Source organism: Nocardioides speluncae (assembly GCF_003121585.1).
Classification (GTDB): domain Bacteria; phylum Actinomycetota; class Actinomycetes; order Propionibacteriales; family Nocardioidaceae; genus Nocardioides; species Nocardioides speluncae.
Genome location: NZ_QEOO01000026.1, coordinates 13,466 through 36,763 on the forward strand (window position 1 = coordinate 13,466; position 23,298 = coordinate 36,763).

The 23,298-nt window shown below is 68.9% G+C and carries 18 protein-coding genes; 5 read left to right on the forward strand and 13 right to left on the reverse strand.

Annotated features, from left to right (window positions below; translation table 11 throughout):
- Positions 1 to 83: 83 nt before the first annotated feature.
- The 5 genes from DDV73_RS14520 to DDV73_RS14540 all read right to left on the reverse strand — a co-directional run bounded on the left by DDV73_RS14520 (position 84) and on the right by DDV73_RS14540 (position 6,004).
- The gene (locus DDV73_RS14520) at positions 84 to 1,112 is read right to left on the reverse strand and encodes a substrate-binding domain-containing protein (RefSeq protein ID WP_161962405.1); all 1,029 of its coding nucleotides are present in this window, start codon (positions 1,110 to 1,112) and stop codon (positions 84 to 86) included.
- Positions 1,113 to 1,326: 214 nt separating this feature from the next.
- Complete coding sequence (locus DDV73_RS14525; RefSeq protein ID WP_109507976.1) at positions 1,327 to 2,583, reverse strand: endonuclease/exonuclease/phosphatase family protein; 1,257 nt, start codon at positions 2,581 to 2,583, stop codon at positions 1,327 to 1,329.
- Positions 2,584 to 2,870: 287 nt separating this feature from the next.
- Positions 2,871 to 4,133 (reverse strand): sugar ABC transporter permease, encoded by a 1,263-nt coding sequence (locus DDV73_RS14530; RefSeq protein WP_109507977.1) that lies wholly within the window; start codon positions 4,131 to 4,133, stop codon positions 2,871 to 2,873.
- The gene (locus DDV73_RS14535) at positions 4,126 to 4,929 is read right to left on the reverse strand and encodes an ATP-binding cassette domain-containing protein (RefSeq protein WP_109507978.1); all 804 of its coding nucleotides are present in this window, start codon (positions 4,927 to 4,929) and stop codon (positions 4,126 to 4,128) included. Before DDV73_RS14535 ends, DDV73_RS14530 begins: the two co-directional genes overlap by 8 nt.
- A gap of 4 nt (positions 4,930 to 4,933) precedes the next feature.
- A complete protein-coding gene (locus DDV73_RS14540) occupies positions 4,934 to 6,004 on the reverse strand; it encodes a substrate-binding domain-containing protein (RefSeq protein WP_109507979.1) in 1,071 nt (356 codons plus the stop codon).
- A gap of 178 nt (positions 6,005 to 6,182) precedes the next feature.
- On the opposite strand from DDV73_RS14540, the gene DDV73_RS14545 reads away from it, so the two are divergent.
- Together DDV73_RS14545 and DDV73_RS14550 are read left to right on the forward strand one after the other, a co-directional pair.
- On the forward strand, positions 6,183 to 7,346 hold the full coding sequence (locus tag DDV73_RS14545) for an ROK family transcriptional regulator (protein ID WP_109507980.1): 1,164 nt from the start codon (positions 6,183 to 6,185) through the stop codon (positions 7,344 to 7,346).
- A gap of 174 nt (positions 7,347 to 7,520) precedes the next feature.
- On the forward strand, positions 7,521 to 8,012 hold the full coding sequence (locus DDV73_RS14550) for a hypothetical protein (protein WP_109507981.1): 492 nt from the start codon (positions 7,521 to 7,523) through the stop codon (positions 8,010 to 8,012).
- Positions 8,013 to 8,022: 10 nt separating this feature from the next.
- Here DDV73_RS14550 and guaA read toward each other — a convergent pair whose 3' ends face one another.
- Entirely contained in the window at positions 8,023 to 9,603 is a 1,581-nt protein-coding gene (guaA, locus tag DDV73_RS14555; RefSeq protein ID WP_109507982.1) for a glutamine-hydrolyzing GMP synthase, read from the reverse strand.
- Between the two features lie 89 nt (positions 9,604 to 9,692).
- Here guaA and DDV73_RS14560 point away from each other — a divergent pair, with 89 nt between their 5' ends.
- Both DDV73_RS14560 and DDV73_RS14565 read left to right on the forward strand, forming a co-directional pair.
- Positions 9,693 to 10,526 carry a hypothetical protein gene (locus tag DDV73_RS14560; protein WP_109507983.1) on the forward strand — a complete coding sequence of 278 codons (834 nt, stop codon included), beginning with the start codon at positions 9,693 to 9,695 and terminating at the stop codon, positions 10,524 to 10,526.
- Between the two features lie 390 nt (positions 10,527 to 10,916).
- Positions 10,917 to 11,384 (forward strand): hypothetical protein, encoded by a 468-nt coding sequence (locus DDV73_RS14565; protein WP_109507984.1) that lies wholly within the window; start codon positions 10,917 to 10,919, stop codon positions 11,382 to 11,384.
- On the opposite strand, the gene DDV73_RS14570 is transcribed toward DDV73_RS14565, so the two are convergent.
- Both DDV73_RS14570 and DDV73_RS14575 read right to left on the reverse strand, forming a co-directional pair.
- The gene (locus DDV73_RS14570; protein WP_109507985.1) at positions 11,377 to 13,095 is read right to left on the reverse strand and encodes a GMC family oxidoreductase N-terminal domain-containing protein; all 1,719 of its coding nucleotides are present in this window, start codon (positions 13,093 to 13,095) and stop codon (positions 11,377 to 11,379) included. The two genes, DDV73_RS14565 and DDV73_RS14570, sit on opposite strands and share 8 nt — an antisense overlap.
- Complete coding sequence (locus DDV73_RS14575; protein WP_109508150.1) at positions 13,092 to 14,708, reverse strand: succinic semialdehyde dehydrogenase; 1,617 nt, start codon at positions 14,706 to 14,708, stop codon at positions 13,092 to 13,094. The genes DDV73_RS14570 and DDV73_RS14575 overlap by 4 nt, the downstream gene beginning before the upstream one ends.
- A 261-nt stretch (positions 14,709 to 14,969) precedes the next feature.
- Between DDV73_RS14575 and DDV73_RS14580 the strand changes: the two genes are divergently transcribed.
- Positions 14,970 to 16,493 carry a hypothetical protein gene (locus tag DDV73_RS14580; protein WP_109507986.1) on the forward strand — a complete coding sequence of 508 codons (1,524 nt, stop codon included), beginning with the start codon at positions 14,970 to 14,972 and terminating at the stop codon, positions 16,491 to 16,493.
- A 256-nt stretch (positions 16,494 to 16,749) separates the two neighbouring features.
- Here the strand turns inward: DDV73_RS14580 and DDV73_RS14585 are convergent, their stop codons facing one another.
- From DDV73_RS14585 to DDV73_RS14605, 5 genes are all read right to left on the reverse strand, one after another.
- The gene (locus DDV73_RS14585; RefSeq protein WP_109507987.1) at positions 16,750 to 18,480 is read right to left on the reverse strand and encodes a glycerol-3-phosphate dehydrogenase/oxidase; all 1,731 of its coding nucleotides are present in this window, start codon (positions 18,478 to 18,480) and stop codon (positions 16,750 to 16,752) included.
- Between the two features lie 132 nt (positions 18,481 to 18,612).
- Positions 18,613 to 18,918 carry a FitA-like ribbon-helix-helix domain-containing protein gene (locus DDV73_RS14590; RefSeq protein ID WP_109507988.1) on the reverse strand — a complete coding sequence of 102 codons (306 nt, stop codon included), beginning with the start codon at positions 18,916 to 18,918 and terminating at the stop codon, positions 18,613 to 18,615.
- 352 nt (positions 18,919 to 19,270) lie between these two features.
- Positions 19,271 to 21,238 carry a pre-peptidase C-terminal domain-containing protein gene (locus tag DDV73_RS14595; RefSeq protein ID WP_109507989.1) on the reverse strand — a complete coding sequence of 656 codons (1,968 nt, stop codon included), beginning with the start codon at positions 21,236 to 21,238 and terminating at the stop codon, positions 19,271 to 19,273.
- Between the two features lie 161 nt (positions 21,239 to 21,399).
- Positions 21,400 to 22,191, reverse strand: a complete 792-nt coding sequence (locus DDV73_RS14600) for a carbon-nitrogen hydrolase family protein (RefSeq protein ID WP_109507990.1) — start codon at positions 22,189 to 22,191, stop codon at positions 21,400 to 21,402.
- Positions 22,188 to 23,294, reverse strand: a complete 1,107-nt coding sequence (locus tag DDV73_RS14605; protein ID WP_109507991.1) for a GuaB3 family IMP dehydrogenase-related protein — start codon at positions 23,292 to 23,294, stop codon at positions 22,188 to 22,190. The genes DDV73_RS14600 and DDV73_RS14605 overlap by 4 nt, the downstream gene beginning before the upstream one ends.
- Between the last annotated feature and the right edge of the window lie 4 nt (positions 23,295 to 23,298).

A 23,298-nucleotide genomic window follows, 5' to 3' on the forward strand; every position in this document is an offset into this window, starting at 1 on the left:
CGTTCAAAGATGAGCGTCGGGGACCCCATGCCCTCCCAGGCCATGTGATCCCCGACTGAGGATTGAGAATACGTCAGATTCGCTCAAAGGAGCCCGTGTCGTTGGCAAGACTTCTGGATCTCGTCCGGGCAGATCTCGTCGACGGTGTACAGACCGTCCCGGACCACGGTGTCGGTCAGGTTGTCCACGGTGACCGTGACCGGCTTGAACACGAACGACGGAACGCCGTTGACCTCCTTCGCACCGGTGACCTTCAGGTCGAAGGTCAGGGCCACCGCGATCTCGGCGGCCTTCGCGGCCTCGTCGTGGATGGACTTGTAGACCGTCATCGTCTGGGTGCCGCTCACGATCCGCCGCAGCGCGGTGAGCTCACCGTCCTGGCCGGTGAGGATCGGCATGTCGGCGGCCTCCACTCCGGCGGCGCGGTACGCCTCGACGACGCCCTCGGCCTGCGCGTCGCTGGCGGCGTACACGGCCTCGATCGCGTCGGCGCCGCGGTCCTCGAGCTGCTCGGCGGTCCAGGTCTTCGCGTTCTCCTGGCCCCAGTCCGACGGGTCCAGCTCGTCGACGACCTCGATCTTCGTCGCGTCGATGACCTTGTGCGCGGCCTTCTTCAGCGCCCCCGCGTTCGGGTCCATCACACCGCCGTTGACCATCAGGATCGGGCCGTCGCCGCGCAGCGCCTTGACCAGCGCCTCGGCCTGCAGCCGGCCGACCTCCGGATTGTCGTACGACACGTAGTAGTCGGCGCCGGCGATGAACCTGTCGTAGGCGACCACCGGTACCTTCGCGGTGCGCACCAGGTCGGTGCCCATGTACTCGGCGACGGCGTCGAGCACGATGACGTCCGCACCCCTGGCGAGCGCGTCCTTCCACTGCTCGCGCTGCTCGAACTCGTCACCGTCGGCGTTGTAGGTCAGCACCACGCAGTTCTCACACAGCCGCTCGACCGCCTCGATAAACAGCGGCTTGTCGGACTCATCGAACCGCTTCGCGTCCATGTCCGGCAGCAACAGCGCGATCACCGGGCGGTCCGGCCGGCGATCGGAGCATGCGGTCAGCCCGCCTGCGACTACAGCCAGCACGATCGCAAGGAGTACGGCGCGGAGCATGGCGGACAACCTAATACGAATCAGGCCGGCGACGAATGGCCAGATCTGGCTCAATCTGATCAACCGCATGACCCGCCCAGCTGGCGAGCGCGGTGCGGCCGGCCAATTCGCGGTTGGTGATCCAGGTGTGTCACTACCGGTCGCCTTAGTGACACACCCGGATCACCAACGCCGGAGGGGTGCTGACGCCACCAGCCGCCTGGTCGGCAGACCTTCAGCGGCGGCGTACGTCCACCCAGACCAGCCGGTGGTCCGAGGACGGGAACGGGAAGTTGCCGGTGAGCCGGAACAGCGGGTCGGTCGTGGTCGGCCAGAACACCCGGGAGTCGACGATCCTGAAGCCCGTCGAGGGCAGCACGTAGTCAGCGCGCAGGTTGCCGGGCGCGGTGTCGGCGAAGTCGGCGGTGTCGTGGGCCGGGTCGGACAGGTGGTCCGCATTGATCCCGCCCTGCAGCTCCGCCGCCTCGACGCCACCCTCGGAGGTCGGGGCGTGCCGGGTGTTGACCTGGTCCAGGTCGAGCAGGTTCTGGATGGCGCCGGGCACCGAGTCGCCGTCGAGCGGGTCGGAGTTCTGGTCGCCGGCCACCACGAACCGGGCGCCCTTCTTCAGACCGCCCTTGTGGCCGCGGTCGTCGTAGATGTAGCGCGCCTTCTTGCCGCCCTTGATGTAGTCGGCCCAGAACCGGATCTCGTCGAAGTTGCGGGTGCCGTTGCGGTCCTCGGGACCGTCGAACACCGGCGGCGTCGGGTGCGAAACCAGGAAGTGGACCTTCTCGCCATCGATCGTGATCGGGATGTCCCAGTGCGACTTGCTGGAGAGGCGGAACGCCTTCTGCTCCTCCGGGGAGTACCAGTCGTTCTCCTCCGGCGTCGCGGGGTCGTCCGGCAGCATCGCACCCGGCATGTCGGCCCACTTGAAGTGCTGGAAGGTGCGCACCTCGCGCCGGGTGATCGGGTACTTCGAGTAGACGACCATGCCGAACTGGCCCGGGTAGAGGCCGAAGCCGAATGCGTCGTTGCCGCCGCCGATGGTGCCGTTGTTGTCGAGGTCGAAGCCGCTCGGGATACCGGTGTTGGACGGCGCGACGTAGGCGTACGGGTAGTGGATCGCGGCCGCGCCGTTCTGGGGGACCTCGAGGTAGTTCTTCCGGAACAGGTTGACTGCCGGGGGGTCGTAGTCGAACTCGTTGACCAGCAGCACGTCCGGGCGGGCGCGCTGGATGATCTCGGCGACGGTCTTGGCCTGCGCGTTGTCCGGCGTCGACAGGTGCTCGACCAGCTCGCCGGCTCTGGTGCGGTTGAGCGAGGCGTTGAACGTCGCGAAGCGGATCCGCTCGTGGGCGCGCGACTGGCCGTCACGCTGCCCGTCACGCTGGGCATCGCCGCTGAACGGTTCGGCAAGTACAGGGCTGGCAAGCGCCGGCGTGACCGCAAGAGCGGCGACCAGCGCGACGATCGACGTACGACGCATCGGGACTCCTCGACAAGTGGCAGGGAATACCGACCCACGTTATGCCGCGTCCGCCCCCGACGCCGAGGGGTCACGGTGAAGTTCCCGTGAACGGCGCCGGGGAAACGGACGCGTGACCTGAACCTGCCTGGGCATGTCTCTCAAGTCGGCGCCGTCGCGAGCGGTGTTTCGGGCCGATCTGGCAAGGCGGCGGCGCGAAGGCGGGCCGGTGGCCCGTCGAGCGACGCCAACGCGGCCAGATCGAGTCCGAAACACCGCGCAGCAGGCGCGGACTTGAGAGCCATGCCCTAGCCGCGGCCGCTGGAGGAGCGGGCCCGGCGGGAGATCGAGTCGATGGCCACCGCGAGCAGCAGCACGCCGCCGGTCACCATGAACCGCACCGAGCTGTCCACGTTGGTCATGTTCAGGCCGGTCTGGATGGCCTGCAGGACAACGATCCCGAGCATCGCCGAGTACGCCGAGCCGCGGCCGCCGAACAGCGACGTGCCGCCGATCACCGCGGCCGCGATCGCAGTCAGGTTGGTATCGGTGGTGCCGCTGGACTGCGAGACCGTGGTCAGCACGCCCGCTGACATCAGCCCGCCGAGGGCAGCGAGCGCCGAGCACAGCACGAAGACCGACAGATATGTCCTGTCGACCTTGATGCCGGCCCGGCGCGCCGCCTCCTCATTGCCCCCCACGGCAAACAGGTGACGCCCCCACTTGGTCTTGCGGAGCAGCAGGTCCATAACCACGACCAGGGCGGCGAACAGCAGCCAGACCTTCGACCAGCCACGGTCGATGTAGAGGTACCAGGTCAGCCAGGCAAGGCCGGCGAACAGCGCGACCGCCTTCAGCACGAGCCACACCCACCAGCTGTTGGACAGGCCGGCCTTCTCGCGGCGGTAGCGGCCCCACACCTGGGAGCCGACGTACACCGCGGTGATCGCGAAGACCAGGAAATAGGCCAGCCCCTCGGAGATGAAGCCGAACTTCGCGAACTGCACCAGCGAGGAGTCGCTGGGCAGGTTGATCGTGCCGTCCTTGCCCAGCACGTAGAGCAGGCCACCCTGGAACGCGAGCAGCCCGGCCAGTGAGAACACGAAGCTGGGCACGCCCAGCTGGGTGTGGAGTACGGCGTACAGGACACCGATGGCGACGCCGATCAGGATGCCGGCCGCCAGGCCGACGAACATCGAGGTGCCTTCGTTGACGACCAACACCGCCATACAGGCGGCCGTGAAGCCGGACACGGACCCGACCGACAGGTCGATCTCCCCCAGCAGCAGCACCAGCACGATCCCGAGCGCGATGATCCCGACCGGCGCCGCGAACACGGTCATGCTGACCAGCGTGAACGACGACAGGAAGCGCGGCTCGATGAGGTAGAAGACCGTGCAGATGATCAGCAGGCCCAGCACGACCGGCAGGCTGCCGAGGTCGCCGCCGCGCAGCCGGTTCCAGAACTGGTGCAGCGCCGGCACCAGGCCGACCTGATTGATCAGCCGCTCGTCCTGCAGATCCGCGGGGACCGGAGGCAGTGCCTCCTGCGCCTCTTTCACCTCAGCCATGCTCGCCTCCCTTGCGCTGCTGACGGGCCGCCACGACGTTGTCCGACGCGCCGGTGATCGCGGCCACCAGCTCCTCGGTCGTCGCGTCCTCGACCCGGAACTCGGCGGTGTTGCGGCCAAGTCTGAGTACGACGATCCGGTCGGCCACCGCCTGGACGTCGGCCATGTTGTGGCTGACCAGGATCACCGCGAGCCCGTTGTCGCGGAGCCGTTCGATCAGGTTCAGCACCTCCGCGGTCTGGGCGACGCCGAGGGCCGCGGTGGGCTCGTCGAGCATCACCACCTTGGGGCTGCCGACCAGGGCCCGGGCGATCGCGACGGTCTGCCGCTGCCCGCCCGAGAGGCTGGCGATCGGGATCCGGACCGACGGGATCTTGGCCGAGAGGCTGCGGAGCAGCTTCCAGGCCGCGGTCTCCATCTCGACCTCGTTGATCACCGGCCCGACCAACCGCTCCTGGCCGAGGAACAGGTTTGCGACCACGTCGAGGTTGTCGCACAGCGCGAGGTCCTGGAAGACCGTCGCGATGCCGAGCACCTGCGCCTGCCGCGGCCCACCCACGTGGATGTGGCGGCCGGCAAGCTCGATGTCGCCGGCGTCGGGCTGGTAGACACCCGAGATCACTTTGACCAGCGTGGACTTTCCGGCGCCATTGTCGCCGACCAGGGCGACCACCTCACCGGCAGCTACCTCGAGGTGTACGTCGGTCAGCGCCTGAACGGCTCCGAACCGCTTGGAAACGCCGGCCAGGGACAGGACCACATCCCTGACCGGCGCGTCTTTGGTGAGCGAAGACAAGTTGTTACTCGATTCCGGCCTCGGTGCAGGCTGCGGCGAACTCGCCCTGGCAGATGTCGGCCGCCGGGATGAAGTCGTCCGCGACCACGGTGTCGGCGACGTTGTCCTTGGTGACCACGACCGGATCGAAGATGAACGACGGGACGCCCTCGAAGTCGGTGGTGTCGGTGACCTCGTCGCCGTTGGCGAGCGCGACGGCCACCTCAGCCGCCTTCTCGGCCTCGATCGGGATCGGCTTGTAGATCGTCATCGCCTGCTGGCCGGCAACGATTCGCTGGATCGCGGCGAGCTCGGCGTCCTGACCGGTCACCGGCGGCAGCGCGTCGGCGGCCACTCCGGCACCGGTGAGCGCGGAGATCACGCCGCCCGCCTGGCCGTCGTTCGCGGCGTACACACCTTGAATGCTGGACGCCGGGTGCTTGCCGAGCTGGTCGGTGGTCCACTGCTGGGCGTTGTCCGGGCTCCAGTCGGGGTTGTCGTACTCGGCGAGGATCTTCACGCCGGACGCGTCGAGCACGCTGTGCGCGCCCTCCTTGAACTGGGCCGCGTTCGGGTCGCTCGGAGCGCCGTTGAGCATCAGGACGTTGCCCTTGTCGCCCATCGCGTCGACCAGCGCCTGCGCCTGCATCTCGCCGACGGTCTTGTTGTCGAAGGACATGTAGTAGTCGGCGCCCTCGATGAACCGGTCGTAGGCGATCACCTTCGCGCCGGAGTCCTGCGCGGACTGCACCATGCTGCCGGCGCCAGGGCCGTTGACCGGGTCGAGAACGACCACGTCAGCGCCCTTCGAGATCGCGGTGTCGACCTGCTGTGCCTGCTTCGCCTCGTCCTGGTCGGCGTTGTAGTAGTCGACCTTGCAGTCGGGACACAGGTCCCTGACCTTCGACTCGAACAGCGGCCGGTCGTGGGCCTCGTAGCGGGTGGTCTTGGACTCGGGCAGAAGCAGCGCGATGGTCTTGCTGCCGCCCTCGTCATCGCCCTCCTGGGCGTCGTTGGCGCCGCAGGCCGTCAACGCGGCTCCGCTGAAAACTGCCGCGATGCCGAAGACGGCGAGGCGGCGTACAGGTCCGACCATGGGTTGCTTCCTCCTTGGGTTTCGGGCCGATCACGGCCGGCCCGGCGTGCCTACGACGAGTGTCATGAGTCACAGGCTTATCGTCAAGAGTTGAACACTAATTTGTTATCTACGGCTGATTTTTTGGTTTTGTGTCCATTATTGACGACTACAGGTGGTCTAGCCCTACAGTTCACTCATGGCAGTCAGTCCCGGATCGACCGCAGCGCTGCGCACGGCCAACCAGCGCCGGGTGCTCGACGTGCTTCGGAGCGACGCTATCGACGGCCATGCCGACGGCGTACACACGCAGGCCGACCTGGCCCGGATCACGGGGCTGGCCCCGGCGACGATCTCCAACATCGTTCGAGACCTGGTCGCGTCCGGGCTGATCGAGACCGAGCCGGGCAGCGGCCGACGCGGTACGACGGTCCGGATGGCCCGCTCGGCGGGCCTGGTCACCGGCGTCGACTTCGGCCACAGCCACGTCGCGGTGGCCCTCGCTGACGTCTCCGGCAACATCATCGACGAGCAGCGCCGGCCGCTGGCCGCGACCGCGCCGTACCACGAGGGCCTGGCGCTGGCCGACAAGCTGCTGACCGCGCTGCTCGCCGAGGCCGGCACCGACCAGGTCCGCACAGTCGGCCTGGGGCTACCGGCCCCGATCACCGACGAGGTGGTCCGGTCGGCGACGATCCTGCCCGGCTGGGTGGGCGTGAACGCCCAGGAAGCAGCCGAGTCGGTGTTCGCCGCGCCGGTCTACATCGACAACGACGCGAACCTCGGCGCCCTCGCCGAGCGCCGCCGCGGCGTCAGCCGTGAGCACGACACCTCGATCTTCGTGAAGGTCTCCTCCGGCGTCGGCTCCGGGCTGATCATCGACGGCCGGATGTTCCACGGCTCCTCCGGGACCGCCGGCGAGATCGGCCATCTGACCCTCGACGACCAGGGTCCGGTCTGCCGCTGCGGCAGCCGCGGCTGCCTGGAGGCCTATGCCTCGACGGTCGCGGTCCAGGAGTTGATGGCCGGCCAGATGCCGGAGGCCAGCTTCGACGAGATCGTGGCCGCCGCCCGCGCGGGCAACTTGTCCGCCGTACGAACCTTCGAAGACGCCGGCCTGCACCTCGGCTGGGGGCTGGCCAGCATCGTCAACCTGCTCAACCCCGGCGTCATCGTGGTCGGCGGCGACATGGCCGCCGCCGGCGACCTGCTCCTGGAACACGCCCGGATCGGCCTGCGCCGGCACGCCCTCGACGCCGTCGCCGCCACACCGATCGTGGTCAGCGATCTAGGCGAGCGCGCCTCCCTCGTCGGCGCCGTACTCCTCGCCGCGGATCGTGCCGAACTGCTCGTCGAAGGCTGACGGCTGCTTGGTCCGGTCATGCGCATGGCACCACGGCCTGCACCTCGACTCGGCCCGGTCAACATCGTCGACGGACGTACGACGGTTTCGTACGTACAAATTCGTACGGACAGACCGCCGCGACGGGCCATTTGGTGCCGGTACCCGACCGACTTGGTCGGCTACCGTTGCGCCGTGCCCATGCTCGTTCACCTCACCAACGAAGACGAGACCGGATCGATCCGCCGCAGCGGAATCCGCATCGGCAAGTTTCGCGATGGCGTCTACGCGATGCCCGTGTTGGAGAACTTCGTGGTCAGCAACCAGTGGTTGCGCGAGCTCAAACGCGGGGCAACCGGCTCACGCACGCTCTCGGCGGTCCACTTCCGCATCCCGGACACCGAGATCGTGCTCATGGGCCACTACAGCCAGGAGCACGTCGAGGTGACGGCCGCCGAGGCGGCCGGGGCGATCATGCATGCGGAGGACCCGTTGGGGATGGAGATCATCATCCCGCGTCCGATATCGCCGAAGGAGATCCACAAGATCCGTGGCGTGCCCCAGGTCGTCGGCTGGCGCTACTTTCCCGGCGCGAACGGACGCAAGGTGTGTGGCTGCCCTGCCTGCCTGCCGCCGGGCACGTACAAGTCCCGCGTTCTTCGCCAGCGATACGACAATGGAGCCTGAGAACGCCCCGCTACTCCCACTCGATGGTGCCGGGCGGCTTGCTGGTGATGTCGACGGTGACCCGGTTGACCTCGCGGACCTCGTTGGTGATCCGGGTCGAGATCCTCTCGAGTACGTCGTACGGCAGGCGGGCCCAGTCGGCGGTCATCGCGTCCTCGGAGGTGACCGGGCGCAGCACGATCGGGTGGCCGTAGGTGCGGCCGTCGCCCTGGACGCCGACCGAGCGGACGTCGGCGAGCAGCACGACCGGGAACTGCCAGATGTCGCGGTCCAGGCCGGCGCGGGTCAGCTCCTCGCGGGCGATCGCGTCGGCGTCGCGGAGCAGGTCGAGCCGGTCGCGGGTGACCTCGCCGATGATCCGGATCGCCAGGCCGGGGCCGGGGAACGGGTGCCGCCAGACGATCTCGGCGGGCAGGCCGAGCTGCTCGCCGACCAGCCGCACCTCGTCCTTGAACAGCGTGCGCAGCGGCTCTACGAGCTCGAACTCCAGGTCGTCGGGCAGGCCGCCGACGTTGTGGTGGGACTTGATGTTGGCCGCACCCTCGCCGCCGCCGGACTCGACGACGTCGGGGTAGAGCGTGCCCTGGACGAGGAACGCCACCTTCGCGCCGGCGTCGGCGGCCGAGCCGAGCACCTCGGCCTCGGCGGCCTCGAAGACCCGGATGAACTCGCGGCCGATGATCTTGCGCTTCTCCTCGGGGTCGCTGACCCCGGCCAGCGCGTCGAGGAAGCGCTTCTCGGCGTCGACGACGTGCAGCTTGACGCCGGTCGCGGCGACGAAGTCGCGCTCGACCTGCTCGGCCTCATTCTTGCGCAGCAGCCCGTGGTCGACGAACACGCAGTCCAGCCGGTCGCCGATCGCCCGCTGCACCATCGCCGCGGCCACGGCCGAGTCGACGCCACCGGAAAGCCCACAGATCGCCCGGCCCTCGGTCCCGATCTGAGCCCGGATCCGCTCGATCTGCTCCTCGACGATGTTGACCATGGTCCAGGTGGCGCGGCAGCCCGCGATGCTGTGCAAGAAGTGCTCGAGGATGCGCTGCCCGTGCTCGGTGTGCAGCACCTCGGGATGCCACTGGACGCCTGCGAGCCGCTTGTCGAGGTTCTCGAAGGCGGCCACCGGCGTCACGCTGGTCGAGGCCAGCACCGTGAAGCCCTCGGGGGCGGCGGCCACGGAGTCGCCGTGCGACATCCAGACGTTGTGCTCAGTAGGCAGGTCGGCGAGCAGCGTGCCGCCCTGACTGACCTGCACCGGCGTCCGCCCGTACTCACGAGCGCCGGTGTGCGCGACGTCGCCGCCGAGCGCCCGCGCCATCGCCTGGAAGCCGTAGCAGATGCCGAAGACCGGCACGTCGGCCTCGAACAGACCGGTGTCCACGCCGGGCGCGCCCTCGGCGTACACCGACGAGGGGCCACCGGACAGGATGATCGCCTTCGGCTGCTTCGCCAGCATGTCGGCGACCGGCATGGTGTGCGGGACGATCTCGGAGTAGACCCGAGCCTCGCGCACGCGGCGCGCGATCAGCTGGGCGTACTGGGCGCCGAAGTCGACGACCAGAACCAGGTCGTGTCCGGCGTGCGCGCTGGTCATGAGCACCTTTCGGGTACGGCGGAGGGTGAGCCCGAAGTCTATCTGCGTGGCACGGGCAACCGCCGATCGCCGACGCGCGTCTATCCACTGTGGCGAAGAACCGAACCTGGCGATGGTGGCTGCTGGCCACCGTCCTCACCCTGGCGATCCCGCCACTCGGCATCCTGGCCTTCGACGAGCTCTCCCGCTATCGGGAGGCCGGGCGCCCAGTGGCCGCCGACTTCGAGGCCGCGGTGGTGCAGCCGGGCGGCCTGCTTCTCGTCAACCCGAGCAGCGGTCACCGTAAGGAGGTTCGTGGTTACAGGTCCTGCGGGAAAGGGAGCTACACGGCCGAGACCTCCCGCGACGGTGACGTCCTGACGTTCCGCTTCGTCTACCACCCCACGGGCGTCCGTCGGACCTCTCAGTGTCAGTACGACCCCTCTGGCGAGACCCTCGGCCCGGAGACATATGACCTCGACCTCGACGGGCCGCCTCCGGTGCAGGTCAAGGTCGTCAACGGCCGGACCCATCGGGTCGTGGACCCGACCCGCGGACCCCGTCTGCCTCGCTCCGACTGGGAAGCAGGCACCTCCGAAGGTGGCGATCACGGCCGGGCGTCCTGGCAGAGCTGCTGGCACCGCCCCACCGGCGAAGATGTCTGCGTCCGCCACCCGACGGCCTTCGCGGACGACGAGCCGCACGCCTGGCTCCGGTCCGGCGACCTCGGAGACGACACCTACTTCGACATGCCGACGCCGATCACGACCTACCCACTGCGGCTCGCGAGCCTGACCTTGAGCGTCACTGCTGCAGCTCCCGCGCCCGACTCGCAGCACCTCGAGGTGACAGCGCCCGACGGCCGCGTGGTCATGCGGCTGATCGTCGGCGACATGACCGCTGCCCAGGTCCGGGCTCTCGTCCGCGAAATCAGCGTGTCCTAGGCACAGACCCTTGGTTTCGAGACGGTCGCAGAGCGACCTCCTCAACCAGCGGGCGGCGACTCGCGTGGGTCTCGACACGGCCTCCCCGCCATCTCCGGCTTCGCAAGCTCAGCCGTGGCCGTTGAAAATAGCATCAGGGCCCGGCCGGGGAGGGAGGGTGGCCGGGCCCTGATCGTCCACGCAACTGATGGACAGCGCCTGGACACGCGATCCGACCTGGGAGGGAGCATGACTGTCGGATCCGATTACTCAAACGAGTGCTACTAACGGGGGTTACGCGAATCTCTAGAAATTCGTACGACCGTCCCGGACGTCCCATTCGTCCCGTCCTGGAGGCTCAGCCGGCTCACTGATGTCCGCTGTCAAGGCCTTGTCCTAGGATCGTTCGCCATGGCCGCCCAGCTGTTCACGCTCCTCGGCGTCGTCGCTGGAGCCTTGGCTTCGTACCTGGCGACCTCGGCCGCCGAACGAGCTAGGTACAAGCGGCAAATGGCGACCAGATGGGATGAGCGTCGCCTTCAGACCTACATCGAGTTCTCGACCTGCGTGAAGGACATCTCGGCGAACGCCTCACGCGCCAGGGAAGCTGACGACGAGGCCTCCCGAGACGCCTTTGTCGAGGCCATGGAACTCGCGGAGCTCCAACGAACGGCACACTTCGAGAAGCTCATGTTGTTGGCCTCGACACCTGCCATCGATGTTACTCACACGGTGAACCAGCTCATCTGGCGCGAAGAGATCGCAACTCGGAAGGGCGAGGTCCTGGACGATCCAGGCTTGGTAGAAGCACTCAATGCCTTCTACGCGGCAGCGCGACGTGACCTCGGTTTGGACGCATCCACACCGGTACTCAGCTGACGCCAACGATCGGCAGCCGCAGCGCCGCCGGAGCGTCCGCGGGCACCACCGGGCTGGCGGGCGCGACGGCGTCGATCCGCTGGTACGCCGCACCGAGCGGCGGCCGGGAGTCGGCCTCGCCCTTGTTCGGCCAGAACGACATCGCCCGCTCCGCCTGCGCGGTGATCGTGAGTGACGGGTTCACGCCGAGGTTGGCGGAGATCGCGGAGCCGTCGGCGATGTGCAGGCCCGGATAGTTGTAGACCCGCTGATAGGGGTCGACCACGCCACTGTTGGCCGAGTCGCCGATCGTGCAGCCGCCGATGAAGTGCGCGGTGAGCGGGCGCTCGAACGGCTCGCCGATGTTGCCTCCCGGCGTACCGCCCATGATCTGCGCCATCCGCCGCGCGGCGTCGTACGCGACCGGGATATAGGTCGGGTTGGGCTCGCCGTGGCCCTGCTGGCTGGTCATCCGCCACCCGAACGGCGTCTTCTTGCCGATCGTGGTGATCGAGTTGTCCAAGGTCTGCATGACCAGCGCGATCACGGTGCGCTCCGACCAGTGCTTCATGTCGTAGAGGTCGAGCACCTCGCGCTTCTTCGCCCAGAGCTCCTTGAGCCAGGTCCGCACCCGGTTCTCGCCGGGGATCTCGTCGGCGAGGACGGTCTGCATCATCGACATCGCGTTCGAGCCCTTGCCATAGCGGACCGGCTCGATGTGGGTGTGCTCGTCGGGGTGGAACGAGGACGTGATCGCGACGCCCTGCGTGTAGTCCACCGCGAGATCCGGCGCCAGCGCGCCGAGCAGCGCCTCGGAGTTGGTCCGGGTGAGTACGCCGAGCCGGTCGCTGAGCTCGGGCAGGTCGCCTTCGCCCTTCAGCTGGTGCAGCAGCTTCTGGGTGCCGAGGGCGGCCGCCGCGAAGACGACCTGCTCGGCGGTGAACGTCTTGACCGCCGACCCGTCACTCCTTAGGCGGGACAGCTTGGCCTTGGTCCAGCGGGTGTCCACCTGGAAGCCGCCGCCTTCGAGCGGGCGGACCCGGGTGACCGTGGTCAGCGGGTGCACCTTCGCGCCGTTCTGCTCGGCGAGGTAGAGGTAGTTCTTGACCAGCGTGTTCTTGGCGTTGTGCCGGCAGCCGGTCATGCACTCGCCGCACTGCAGGCAGGCGTTGCGCTGCGGGCCGACGCCGCCGAAGAACGGGTCGGCGGCCTGCTCCCCCGGCTTCTGACCGGTGCCACCGAAGAAGACCCCGACGGGCGTCGGGTGGTAGGTGTCGCCGACGCCCATCTCCTCGGCGACCTTCTGCATCACCTCGTCGGCCGGGGTCGTGGTCGGGTTCTCGACCACGCCGAGCATCCGCTTGGCCTGGTCGTAGTACGGCGCCAGCTCGGCCTTCCAGTCGGTGATGTGCGCCCAGGACGGGTCCCGGTAGAACGCGTCGAGCGGCTCGTAGAGCGTGTTGGCGTAGACCAGCGAGCCGCCGCCGACGCCCGCGCCGGCCAGGATCATGCAGTCCTTGACCATGTCGATGCGCTGGATGCCGTAGCAGCCGGCGGCCGGTGCGAACAGGAACTTCTTGACGTCGAACGAGGTCGCGGGAAAGTCGCCGTCGGCGAACCGCGCGCCTGCCTCGAGTACGCCGACCTTGTAGCCCTTCTCGGTCAGCCGGAGCGCGGTGACCGAGCCACCGAACCCGGAGCCGATGACCAGGACGTCGTAGTCGAAGCTCATGCGCGACCCAGCTTTTTGAGGAGGCGGAAGTTGGCGGTTTGCACCTTGGCGTACGTCTCCTCGGACAGGCCGAACTGCGGTGAGAACCGGAGCAGCCGCTGGGTGGCGACGGCCTGGGTCTCCGTGAAGCGGTGGATGCCCTCACCGCCCTGCCGGCGCCCCATCCCGGACTCGCGCATCCCGCCCATCGGGGTGTCGACGCTGCCGAACGTGGCGCCGTACGCCTCGTTGATGTTGACCGAACCGGCCTTGATCTGCCGAGCGATCCAGCGGGCGCGGTCGCCGTCCTGGCTGAAGATCGACGCGTTGAGCCCGTACCGGCCGGCGTTGGCGCGGTCGATCGCGTCCGCCTCGTCGTGGAAGCGGTACAGCGAGATCACCGGGCCGAACGTCTCCTCCGCGAAGCAGGTCATGTCCGGCGTGACGCCCTCGAGGATGGTCGGCTCGTAGTAATAGGGACCGAGGTCGGGTCGGGCCTTGCCGCCGGTGAGCACCCGGGCGCCCTTGGCCAGCGCGTCCGCGACGTGGGCAGTGACGGTCTCGACCTGGTCGGGCGAGATCAGCGTGCCCATGTCGACGTCCCAGTCAAGGCTGGCGCCCAGGCTCAGCGCCTCGGTGCGCGCGACCAGCCGCTCCACGAACCGGTCGTAGATCTGGTCGGCGACGAAGATCCGCTCGGTCGACATGCAGAGCTGGCCGGCGCTCGCGAATGACGCCCGGATCGCGCCCTCGGCGGCCCTCTCGACCGAGGCGTCGCGCAGCACCAGCAGCGGGTTCTTGCCGCCGAGCTCCAGCGAGCAGCCGATCAGCCGCTCGGCGCACTGCTGGGCGATCACCTTGCCGGTGGCGGTGGAGCCGGTGAAGCAGACGTAGTCCGAGCTCTTGATCAGCGGCGTACCGAGCTCGCGGCCCGGGCCTGCGACGACCTGCCAGAGGTCCTTGGGGAAACCAGCCTCCTCGAGCAGCTGCGCGCCGAGCAGCGCGGTCAGCATCGTCTGCGCGTCCGGCTTGGTGACCACGGCGTTGCCGGCCAGCAGCGCCGGGAGGCCGTCGCAGAGCGCGAGCGAGAACGGGTAGTTCCAGGGGGCGATGATCCCGACGACGCCCTTCGGCACCCGGTTGACCTCGGCGCGAGTGAGCAGCGGGAGGATGCCGAGCCGGCGCTCGCTGTCGAGATGCCGGTGGGCGGTGCGGCCGTAGTAGCGCGCGGTGAGCGCAATGTGGACCGGCTCCTCGAACGCGTGCTTGCGGGCCTTGCCGGTCTCCCAGCAGATCAGGTCGACGATCTCGTCCTGCCGGTCCAGCACCAGGTCGTGCAGGCGCAGCAGCATCTGCGCCCGGTCGTCCAGGCTGGTGCGCGCCCACGCGGCCTGCGCCCGGCGAGCCCGCCGGAACGCCTCGGCGACGTCGTCGACGCTCGACTGGGGGATGTTCGCGAGCGGCTGGCCGTGGATCGGGCTGTACGTCGGGCTGGTCGCACCGGTCGTGCTGACGATCCGGGCGGTCAGCGCCTCGACGTACTCAGGCTCCAAGGCGTACGACGCCTTCGGGTCGTGCTCGGGGTCGTGCGGGCCCGTCACCATGGGCTCGGGCGTGGGACTCTGGGCGCTCATGGATCGAGCGTAGGTGAGCCGGAGCCCGTTCACTACCCTCCAGTAACGACCATCCACAAGTTGACACTTCATCGAGATCTGTCAACGACCGTTTTGCGGCGTAAATGGTGCCTGTGGATAACCTGACGAACTGTCCCTTCGCTCTTGTAAAGTCCTTCGGGACTGGCGGCCTCCGGGGGCTGCGGCTCGCAGGGGAGGGACCGCCCAGCGAGCGACGTGGGTCCCGAGGGCCGCAAATCATCGACGCGAATGGGACATCGCATGAAAAAGCCACTGACCAAGGTGGCGATCGCGCTCGCGGTTGCCGCACTCCCCCTTACGACCCTCTCCCCACCCACCGCCCAGGCCGCCGGCACGTCCGGTGAGCCGTGGATGGGTTACTCGATCCCGCAGAACCGCACCGCCGCCAGCGGCTGGCTGGGCGGCCGCAAGGTCTTCCCGAACGTCGTCTACCGGATCGACCCGACCAAGGCCAACCACACCCTCGGCTTCCGCAAGGCCTACCTCACCGACAAGCTCACCGGCTCCGGGACGATGAAGGTCTCCGAGCGGGCCAACAACAAGGCCGCCTGGATCGCCACCACCTGGGGCGCGTTCCGCAACAAGGACCGCTCCGCCGCGGTCGACATCGCGCTGTACCACCTGCTGCACGGCGGGGCGTACTCGCTCAACGGCAGCAAGACCACCGCTCGCCTCCGGCCCACCAGGAAGGCCGCCACGATCCGCGACCTCGCCCGCGACATGCTCGCCGACGCCAACAGGTACGCCGGCCCGTACAAGATCACGGTCTCGGCCAACAACTCGATCGTCGGCAAGACCGTGACCGTCAAGGCCTCGGTGGTCACCACCACCGGCCGGGCGATCGCCGGGCTGCCGGTGGTCGTGAGCTACCCGGGCGCCGCCTCGGTCACCCGCTACACCGGGTCGACCGGAGGCATGTCCGCTCAGTTCACCCCGGACTCCGGCGGTGACAAGAAGGTCCGCGTCCAGATCAAGAAGCTGCCCGACTACCGGCTGAAGGTACGGATGCCGCAGAACCTCAAGGCGTCCCGCGTCGTTGTCGCCCGCCACTACCTCGACCCGGTGATCACCAAGCGGATCGTGGTCCGGGCCCGGCCCAAGGTCGCGACCAGGGCCGCCTCGACCCGGATCAAGCTCGGCCAGCAGTTCGCCGGCACCTTCCAGGTCAAGGACGGCGTGGAGACCCCGCGCTCGGCGGTGGCCACGCTCTACGGCCCGTTCACCCACGCGGCCAACGCCACCTGCGCGGCCGCCCGTGAGGTCGACAGCACCGGGATCCCGGTCAAGCTCAACAGCACCTACCAGCTGCCGAAGCTCGCGTCGAAGAAGGCCGGCTTCTACGTCTGGGGCGTCTATCTCCGGGAGAACCGGCTCAACCTCGCCGCCCGCACCTGCGGGGCACGCACCCAGGTACTCGCCGTACCCAAGGTGGGCATCAGGGCCGAGACCACCCCGGTCCGGCCCGGCACCCGGGTCCGGGCCAAGCTGACGGTCAGCGGCCTCCCCGCCGGCTACAACAAGGAAGCCCGGATCCGCCTGGTCGGGCCGTTCCGGACCGTCCCCGCCGGCAACTGCACCCGCTCCAGCAAGATCCACGCCCGGTTCATCGTGCCGGTCACCAAGAGCGGTTCCTACTGGACGACCAGGGCCAAGATCGGCGGTCCCGGCGTCTACTTCTGGCAGGCCATCCTCCCGTCCAACGCGGTCAGCGCCACCATCAAAACCAAGTGCAAGGCCCCCGGGACCATCGTCCGGGTGAACTAACAACACCGATCCGGACCGCCCGCACACCCACGTGCGCGGGCGGTTCGGCATCGGGCGCCTGCGGGCGGCGTCAAGCGGCTTGGGGATGGGTGGCAGATGGGCGAGCGGCCCGGCGCCAGCCGCACTGGCGGGCGCTGCGGCGGCGCGTCGCGCGCTCAGCCGCCGCCGTTGGTTGCGCGCCGTTGGCGCGCGCCGCGGCCAAGCCGCTTGACGCCGCCCGCCAGTGCGGCCGACACCGGACCACCCGCGCGTCGGGTTAGACGATGTCAGGAACGCTCACGCGGGCTTCGTCGGCTTCCTGGTCTGTCATCTTCAACTGACTCTGGCGTTCGGCCTCGACGCGGCGGCGGTAGTGGTCGACTTCCTCATCGAGCCGCGCAGCGTCCCAGCCGAGCTCTCGCGCCAATAGTTCCGCGGCGGGGCGGGCGGCGGCGACGCCGCGGTCGAAGGTCTCGATGGAGATCCGGGTACGGCGGGTCAGCACGTCGTCGAGGTGGCGGGCGGCTTCGTGGGTCACGGCGTACACGATCTCGGCGGCCAGGTAGTCCTCCGCGCCGGCGAGCGGATGGCGCAGGTCGGGGCGCTCGGCGATCAAGGCCAGCAGGTCGTCGACAAGTCCGCCGTAGCGGCCGAGCAGGTGGTCGATCCGGGCGACGTGCAGGCCGGCCCGGCGGGCCAGCATCACCCTCTGGTTGGAGCGGGCCTCGAACCCGTCCGCGCCGACCAGCGCGACCCGGTCGGAGATGCAGTCCCGGACGGTCACATTGACGGTGGTCTTCAGGGAGTGGGCCGCGGCGTCGATGGCGTCCTTGGCCATCACCCGGTACGTCGTGAGCTTGCCGCCAGCGATCATCACCAGCCCGGGGACCGGCGTGACTACGGTGTGCTCGCGGCTGATCTTCGAGGTCGGCTCGGACTCGCCGGTGAGCAGCGGACGGAGCCCGGCGTACACGCCCTCGACGTCCTCGTGGTCCAGCGGCTCGCGCAGGATCGTGTTGACGCGGGTGAGGACGTACTCGATGTCCGCGCGGCTGGCGGCGGGGTGCGCCTTGTCGAGGTCCCAGGGGGTGTCGGTGGTGCCGATGATCCAGTGCCGGCCCCACGGGATCACGAAGAGCACCGACTTCTCGGTGCGGGTGATGAAGCCGGCTTCGGAGCGGATCCGGTCGCGCGGCACGACCAGGTGGATGCCCTTGCTGGCCTGCACGTGCAGCGCGCCGCGGCCGCCGACCATCTCCTGGATCTCGTCGGTCCAGACGCCGGCAGCGTTGACCACGACCCGGGCCCGGACCTCGAAGTCGCGGTCGTTCTCCAGGTCACGAGCGCGGACGCCGACCACGCGCTCGCCCTCCCGGAGGAAGCCGACAACCTTGGCCCGGGTGGCGACGTGGGCACCGTGCTCGGCGGCGGTGCGCGCGATGGTCAGCACCAGCCGGGCGTCGTCGACCTGGCAGTCGTAGTACTTGATCGCGCCGGCCAGCGCATCAGCCTTGAAGTCGGGCGCGATCCGGGCGACCTGGCGCCGGAACAGGTGCTTGTGCCGCGGCACCCCCATGTCGTACTTGCCGAGCATCGCGAACCCGTCGTACAGCGCAAGCCCGGCGCCGACGTACGGGCGCTCCCAGATCTTGTGGGTGAGCGGGTAGAGGAACGGCACCGGCCGAACCAGATGCGGCGCGAGCCGGGTGAGCAGCAGGCCGCGCTCCTGCAGCGCCTCCTTGACCAGCGCGAAGTCCAGCATCTCGAGGTACCGCAAGCCGCCGTGGACCAGCTTGCTGCTGCGGCTGCTGGTGCCGCTGGCGAGGTCGCGCTGCTCGATCAGCCCGGTGGTGAGCCCGCGCGTGACCGCGTCAAGCGCGGTGCCGGCGCCGACGATGCCACCGCCCACGACGAGTACGTCGAGCTCACCGTGGTCCTGGCTGGTCTCCTCCATCGCCGCGATCGCGGCATCACGAGCTTGCGGGCTGAGTGCACTGGAGGACCTCATGCGTCTCATCCTCGCAGGGACAGCGGCGCTGACGTGGGATCACGCCTCGTCGAACGGACTCACGATCTGGATCCCACATCGTTGGAAGTCACGTACGTTGCGCGTCGCCAAGACGGCGTTCGTCCAGCAGGATCAAAACTCGATTCCTCGCGGCGGCTGACGGTTTCGGTCGAACTCTGGAACCTCGACCCGAGGCAATCCCCTGAGCGCATCTTCGATCAGCGCACCGAAGCCCCGTGCCCCCTCGGGCTGCTCCACAGCAGCGGTGAGGATGTCGCGGACCTCCGCCTCCATCGACTGGCCGTGCCGGACGGCGCGTTCTTGGATCCTCTTCATGACGTTCGGGTCCAGGTTTCGCACTGTCAGCGTGCTCATGGCGGCCACCTCCGAGGTAGAGGCTACGGCGAACGGCCGCATCCAGTGCACTTTCAGGGCCATGCGTGACGTGGTCTCTCAGGCGGCGTGGTCGTCTGCCTGCGGGCGGTTCGGTGCCGGGCGCCTTCGGGCGGCGTCAAGCGGCTTGGCCGCGGCGCGCGCCAAGGGCGCGCAACCAACAGCGATGGCCGTGCGCGCGACGCGCCGCCGCAGCGCCCGGAGGCGTTCGACGCCGGACCGACCGCCCCCAGCAAACCAACGTGGTCTCGACGACGGCCCCAGCACCGCGGCCGCGTGGCCGCGCCCGCGATGCTGCGGTTGCTTGCGCTCGCTGCTCGACCACCCAAACTCCACGGACATGCCGCCGCCGGCCTCGATGACCGAGGCCGGCGGCGGGTTTGGATCGTCAGTCAGGTCAGCGGAAGAAAGCCGACCATGCGGTGACGTTGAGCGTGTTCTCTACTCCGGTGAAGCCCTCGGTGAGGGAGTAGGTGTCGGTCACGAAGTCGACGTCGGCGTCATCGGCGGTGCCGCCGATGCCGTCCGGGCCGACCCCGAAGAGCCGCGGGAAGCCGGTGCCGCCGGCGTCCATGAGGTTCGCGGTCTCGTTGGAGTTGTGCGAGTGGTAGTTGCCGACGAGGTGGCCGTACTCGTGCGCCACCACGTTGCCGATGCCCTGCGAGACCCAGGCAAGCCGGTCGCTCTCAGCCTTGATGTAGGTGTTGAGCGAGGCGGCGCCACTCGGGTTGCTGAGTACGTCGAGCAGCACCACGGCCTGGTCTTCCAGGGCGTAGTTGCCGGGGTCGATGTACTGGGCGATGCCGATCGTGTTCAGACCCGACTCGGCGATGGTGCCGCCGACGATCACCCGGGACACGTTGTCCTGACCCCAGACGTCAGGGCTGTTGCGCGAGTTCACGACCTTGATGTCGTAGAAGTCGTTGAGCCCCTTGGCGATCATGTCCTGCTTGACGCTCTCGGCGACCTCTGCGGTGATCCGGTTGATCAGCTGGTTCTCCTGCGACCGGGTCAGCCCCCACCTGGTGAGGAAGGAAGCCAGCGGCGAAAGGGTCCGCACTCCCGGGCCGCCCCAGACGCCGGTGTTGACCCGCTCCCCGTCGAAGTCGAGGAACAGGGTCTGCTTCACCCGCGGCCGGTCGGTCTGCGCGCCCGGTCGGTAGCCCTCGATGAGTACGTCGTACGCACTGATCGGGCCCTCGACGTGGACGCCGTACCAGCCGGCCTCCTCCGCGACGTACGCGAGGGTGGTGTTGCCACCGCCCGGAAGCGGCGAGTTGGCCGGGTAGAGCGAGGACGCGTCCAAGCCCTCGGAGCCGACCCGCTGGGTGCCGTCCGGGTGGTAGATGGTCAGGCCGGTCGCACCGCTGTTGGCCACCGCGCCGATAACGTCACCGGGGCGAAGCTTGACGCTGAAGTAGTCCTGGTCGACGAACTGCGAGGACAGCTTGAGGGCGTAGTTGCCCGTGTCGCCGCCACCCGCGCCGCTGGCCGGGTCGAACGGGTCGGCCGGCAGCGAGCCGTTGAACGTGAACCCAGCCACCGCGAGGTAGTAGGTACCCGCGGTGTCGACCCGGTGCGTCAGCAGCGAGAACACGCTCGGACCGCTGTCATCGTCCTGAGCCAGCAGCGTCCCGGCCGCGTCGTACAACGCGACCAGGGTGTCCGTGCCGGACGCACTGCCGCTGGTGTCGGCGACCACCGATGCTCCGGCGGGGACGGTCAGCTTGTAGAAGTCGAAGTCGTTGGTGCCCGTTCCGGCGGTGCCGTGCGGGCCGTCTCCGAGTACGCCGGTCGTGGTGACGCCGCGGGTCCCGTTGATCCCGGAGTCGGTGGCCAGCGGGATGGCACCGTTGTCCTCCGCACCAGGTGCAAGTGTCCCGATCGTGATCGGGATGGCGGTGAGGTCACCGAGAATCCGCACCGCAGGGCTCTTGGTGGCCGCGGTACCGAACGCGGGGACCGGCTCGGCGTTCTCGAGCGAGTCGTTGGCGCCGACGCCGGTCGGCTCCTGCTCGTCGTGAACCACGGCCGGGGGCGGGTCGGCCTGGATGCCAAGCGCGGCACTCTTGTTCGCGTCGAGCCTCGAGGACGCGGCCCGGGCGCGCGCGTCCTGCTTCATCTTGTCTTTCCAGTAGCTGTAGTCCGCCGTGGTGGCGTCCTGGATGTTGGCCAGGTACGGGTTCAGCGTCGTGGCCGCCGCCGCCTTGGCGGCTGCCGACCCCTTGGGTGCGACCTGGATGCCCGCGTCGAGCGCGCGCTCCTGATCTGGGGTGAGTTCACCGGAACTGGGTGCGGCTCCGGCGTAGCTGCCGACTCCCGCTGCAACAGCGAGCGCGGCAAACACAGCGATGGTTTTTCGCATGCGAATCTGCTCCTCCCGAGGTGGGAAGGAACGACGCCCGCGGACCAGAGAATGGAGCGTCGCTCCTCCGGGTTGGTTAGAGCAATCTAGGGGTCGCGGCCCTTACAAGTAAGTCTTGATCTCGCAAGTAAAGGAGTGTTAAGTATGCCTTCGCAAATCACTCACAAGCGGAGGCGTCCACCCAGATCGGACAGCCGGTCGGCGCCGGTCGTGATCGTCGCCCGAGTCGTTGCGACCAGCTCCGGATCGAGCTCGGCCACGGCCACCCCTTCCTCGTCGCCGAGCCGCGCGAGTGGGCGTCCTTCCGGGTCGTAGACCGCCGAGCCGCCGTTGAACTCAAACTTGCCGCAGCGGCCAGCCAGCCCGGAGAACACGACGTATATTCCGTTCTCGAGTGCGCGTGCGGCGTAGTTGAGGTCGCGCCGGTGCTCGCTGCCGGCGAACCACCCGGCCGAGTTCAGGTAGGCGTGCGCGCCAGCCTCGGCCGCGGCACGCGCGTGCTCCGGGAAGCTGCCGTCGTAGCAGACCGACACCCCCAGCTCGATGCCGTCGACGACGACCGAGGTGCCGTCCGTGCCGCCGGTGAAATAGCGACGCTCCTCGTCGTGCACGTGCTGCTTGTCGTACGCCGCGACCGCGTCGCCGTCGGGCCGGATCAGCAGGGTGGTGAGAGTACGCCGGTCGCCGCGGTCGAGCCCTGTGTTGACCAGCACGTACGCGTTGGCCGCGCGCGCGGCGTCACGCAGCGGGTCCAGCCAGCCGCCGTCGAGATCGTCCGCGCTCGGCAGCGGGCCGGCGAACGCGGCCAGGTCGTAGCCGGTGAGGAACGCCTCCGGGAGCAGCACCAGCCGCGCACCCTGGTCGGCCGCCTGTCCGAGCAGACGGGCAGCGGTCGCGACGTTGGTGGCCAGCTCGCCGGAGACGGACTCGCCTTGCGCGGCGGCGACGATCACTCGACCACGACCTCGACCCGCTGGAACTCCTTCAGGTCGGTGTAGCCGGTGGTGGCCATCGAGCGCTTGAGGGCGCCGATCAGGTTCATGGTGCCGTCGGCGACGCGGGAGGGACCGAACAGGATCTCCTCGAGCGTGCCGACGGTGCCGAACTCGACCCGCTCACCTCGCGGCAGCGCGGCGTGGTGCGCCTCCGCACCCCAGTGGAAGCCGTGGCCGGGCGCGTCGCTGGCGCGCGCGAACGGCGACCCGATCATCACCGCGTCCGCCCCGCACGCGATGGCCTTGGCGACGTCGCCGGAGCGGCCGATCGAGCCGTCGGCGATCACGTGCACGTAGCGGCCGCCGGACTCGTCGAGGTAGTCACGCCGGGCCGCAGCGACATCGGCGACCGCCGAGGCCATGGGTACGGCAACGCCGAGCACCGTGCGCGTGGTGTGGGCCGCTCCCCCGCCGAAGCCGACGAGCACGCCGGCCGCGCCGGTGCGCATCAGGTGCAGCGCCGCCTGGTGGGTAGCGCAACCACCGACGATCACCGGCACGTCGAGCTCGTAGATGAACTCCTTGAGGTTCAGCGGCTCGGCCTGGCTGGAGACGTGCTCAGCCGAGACCGTGGTCCCGCGGATCACGAACATGTCGACGCCGGCGTCGACCACGGCCTTCGCGAACTCCTTGGTGCGCTGCGGCGACAGCGAGCCGGCCACGGTGACGCCGGCCTCGCGGATCTCCTTGAGCCGGGTGGTGATCAGCTCGGGCTTGATCGGCTCGGCGTAGATCTCCTGCATCCGCCGGGTCGCCTCCAGCCCGCGCAGCGAGGCGACCTCCTCCAGCAGGCCGGACGGGTCGTCGTACCGGGTCCACAGTCCTTCGAGGTTGAGTACGCCGAGCCCGCCGACGTTGCCGAGCGCGATCGCGGTCGCGGGCGACATCACCGAGTCCATCGGCGCCGCCAGCACCGGAAGCTCGAACCGGTAGGCGTCGATCTGCCAGGCGACGCTGACCTCCTCCGGGTCGCGGGTACGCCGCGACGGCACGATCGCGATGTCGTCGAAGGAGTACGCCCGCCGGCCCCGCTTGGCCCGGCCGATCTCGATCTCGCTCATAGAA